At 73.1% G+C, this 3232-nt stretch carries 3 protein-coding genes; 2 read left to right on the forward strand and 1 reads right to left on the reverse strand.

Going from position 1 to position 3232, the window contains the following annotated elements:
- On the forward strand, nucleotides 1–1424 hold a 1424-nt coding region (locus tag QR77_RS09750), incomplete at its 5' end, for a GMC family oxidoreductase N-terminal domain-containing protein (RefSeq protein WP_078876580.1).
- On the opposite strand, the gene QR77_RS09755 is transcribed toward QR77_RS09750, so the two are convergent.
- Nucleotides 1399–2052 carry a TetR/AcrR family transcriptional regulator gene (locus QR77_RS09755; RefSeq protein WP_040021011.1) on the reverse strand — a complete coding sequence of 218 codons (654 nt, stop codon included), beginning with the start codon at nucleotides 2050–2052 and terminating at the stop codon, nucleotides 1399–1401. The two genes, QR77_RS09750 and QR77_RS09755, sit on opposite strands and share 26 nt — an antisense overlap.
- Before the next feature lie 100 nt (nucleotides 2053–2152).
- Between QR77_RS09755 and QR77_RS09760 the strand changes: the two genes are divergently transcribed.
- Nucleotides 2153–3181, forward strand: coding sequence for an aldo/keto reductase (locus tag QR77_RS09760; RefSeq protein WP_052488639.1), 1029 nt, complete (start codon nucleotides 2153–2155; stop codon nucleotides 3179–3181).
- Nucleotides 3182–3232 lie beyond the last annotated feature (51 nt).

A 3232-nucleotide genomic window follows, 5' to 3' on the forward strand; every position in this document is an offset into this window, starting at 1 on the left:
AGGCGGGCGGCGAGCGGCCGCTGGACGCCATGGCCGTACCGGCCGCCTGGCCCGCCCTGCTCGCGACGCCGGCGAACTGGGGCGAGGCCACCGTCGCGCAGGCCGCGACCAGTACGACCACTCCCCTGGCGCGTGGCCGTGCCCTCGGCGGGTCGTCGGCGATCAACGCCATGATGTTCGCGCGCGGGCACCACAGCGCGTACGACGCGTGGACCGCGTCCGGGGCCTCGGGCTGGAGCTTCGACGACCTCGTCCCGTACTTCCAGCGCAGCGAGGACGCGCGCGTGCGCCACGGCGGCCGGCGGGGTGTCGGCGGACCGCTCGGCGTCGGGCCCGCCGATCCGCCCAACCCGGTGATCACGGCGTGCCTGGAGGCGGCGGCGGAGCGCGGGCACCCGCGCGCCGGGGACCTGAGCGGCGGGCTCGACGAAGGCTTCGGGCTGCCGGACCTGAACATCGTCGACGGGCTGCGGCAGAGCGCGGCCGACGCCTACCTGGCGCCGGTGTCGGACCGCCCGAACCTCGATGTCGTGACCGGCGCCGTAGCGCGCCGCCTGATCGTCGAGAACAGCCGCTGCACCGGCGTCGAGTACGGCATGGGGGCGACGGCGGTCATGGCGCACTGCTCCGGGGAGGTCGTGCTGACGGCGGGCACCATCGGTTCGGCGCAGCTCCTGATGCTGTCCGGCATCGGCCCCGCGCCCCATCTCGAAGAGGTCGGCGTGGACGTCGTACTCGACCTGCCCGGGGTCGGTACGGGCCTCCAGGACCACCCGGTCGCCAATGTCGTCTACGGGGCGGCGCGCCCGATCCCGTTCTCCCGGAACAACCACGGCGAGGCCTTCGGCCTGCTGCGCTCCGACCCCGGGGTGGAGTCGCCGGACTTCCAGCTCCTCTTCATGGACGCGCCGGGGCACCTCTCCTCGGGTGCGGAGGTGGATCACGGTTATTCGATCGGCGCGATCCTCGTACGCCCCCGGAGCAGGGGCACGGTCCGGCTGGCGAACATCGACCCGGACACGGCGCCGCTGCTCGATCCGGACTACTACGGCGACCCCGAAGGACATGACCTGGCGACGATGGTCACCGCCCTGCGCGCGGCGCGCGACATCGGCGAGGCCCACGCGCTCGACGGCTGGCGGGAGCGTGAGGTGGCGCCGGGGCCGACGACGATCGACGAGGCGGCGCTGCGGGCGTACGCGACGGAGACCCTGGGCAGCGTCAACCACCCGGTGGGGACGTGCCCGATCGGGTCGGACGACACGGCGGTGGTCGACCCGGAGCTGCGGGTACGGGGGATTGCCGGGCTCCGGGTGGCGGACGCGTCCGTGATGCCGTCCCTGGTGACCGCGTATCCGATCGCGACGGTCTACGCCATCGCGGAGAGGGCGGCGGACCTCATCGCGGGCCGTGGGGCCTCGTGACGGGGGTCGTGGCGGCTGTCTCCCGCTGCTGACCCGCGAGGGCGCGGGCCGTGCGGGCGGCGCGCTCCTCGGTCTCCGCCAGCGAATCACCCTCGCCGCCGAAGGCGCCCAGGATGCCCTGCCGCAGGAAGAGCGCGAGCCCGTGCGCCGCCGAGGCGACGCGTACGAGCAGGTCGAAGGCGTCGGCCCGGTCCGGGGCTATCCGGCCCGTGATCGGCAGCAGGATGTCGAACAGGGCCGCGCCCCCGGCGGCCAGTTCGGGGTAATGGGCCCTGTCGAGACCGGCGCTGAACGTGATGTCGAACAGGGCCCGCTCCTCGGCGGCGTAGCGCACATACGCGGCGGCGAAGGCCGCCAGTTGCTCGGTGGGGTCCTCGCTCGTCGCGACGGCGGCGGTGAAGCGCCGGTGCTGCTCACGGAAGCCCTGCGCGGCGAGCGAGGCGAGCAGGGCGTCCCGGTCGGCGAAGTGCTTGTACGGGGCGGAGACGCTCACGCCCGCGCGCCGGCACGCCTCGGCCAGGGTGAAGCCGTGCGGGCCGCGCTCCGAGACGAGCGCGAGGGCGGCCTCCTCCAGGGCGTTGCGGAGGTCGCCGTGGTGCTGCCCGGTCGGGCGGCGTTTGACAGTCACGAGAGGAAGGTTAACAGTATTCACCACATGGCTGGTGAATAGCGTTCACCTAGGACGAGCAGATCGTCCGGGCCGCGACCGAACACCCAGGAGGAGCACCTTGATCAGCGACGCGAGCGCGGGCCTGGCCCGGATCACCCTCGGACACTCCGATCTCCGGATCCGGCCGATCGGGCTCGGCTGCATGGGCATGTCCCAGTCGTACGGGGACATCGACCCCGCCGAGGCGGTCGCCACGATCCGTACGGCCGTGGACCTCGGCGTCGAGTTCCTCGACACCTCGGACGTCTACGGCGTGGGCGGCCCCGACGGCGCACGGGGCAAGGGCTTCGGCCACAACGAGGAACTGATCGGCCGCGCGCTCGAAGGCCGGCGCGCGGAGGTCGTACTCGCGACGAAGTTCGGCGCCCGGCTGTCGCCGGACGGGAGCCATGTCTTCGACGGACGCCCCGAGTACGTCGCCCAGGCGTGCGAGGCGAGCCTGCGCCGGCTGGGCACCGACCACATCGATCTGTACTACGTCCACCGACTCGACCCGCGCGTACCGGTCGAGGAGACCGTCGGCGCCATGGCGGAGCTGGTCACGGCGGGCAAGGTCCGGGCGCTCGGCCTCAGCGAGGTGGGGCCCGACATCCTGCGCCGGGCGTCAGCCGTGCACCCCATCTCCGCACTGCAGAGCGAGTATTCGCTCTGGGAGCGCGGACTAGAGGCCGAAGTGATCCCCGCCTGCAAGCAGTTGGGCATCACACTCGTGCCGTACGGCCCGCTGGGCCGCGCGATGCTGACCGGCCGGATCGCCAGGGACACCACGTTCGCCGCCGACGACTACCGCTCCACCGTCCCCAAGTTCCAGGGTGAGAACCTCGATCGCAACCTCGCGCTGGTGGAGTCCCTGCGGGCGTTCAGCGACGCCAAGGGTTGCACACCGGGCCAGGTCGCCCTGGCCTGGCTGCTCGCCCAGCCGCTGGATGTGGCCCCCATCCCGGGAACGAAGCGCCCGCGGTACGTCAGCGAGAACCTCGCGGCCACCGGCGTCCCGCTCAGCGCCGACGAAGTGGCGCTGCTGGCAGCGATGTTCGACCCGGAACTGGTCAGCGGCGGTCGCCGCGACACCCGGGAGCCCCGCTGAATGCGGCCGTAACAGCAGAGGGCGGGCCGCCGGTCAGCGGGCCGAGCCGAG

This window comes from Streptomyces sp. 150FB (assembly GCF_000818195.1).
GTDB lineage: Bacteria > Actinomycetota > Actinomycetes > Streptomycetales > Streptomycetaceae > Streptomyces.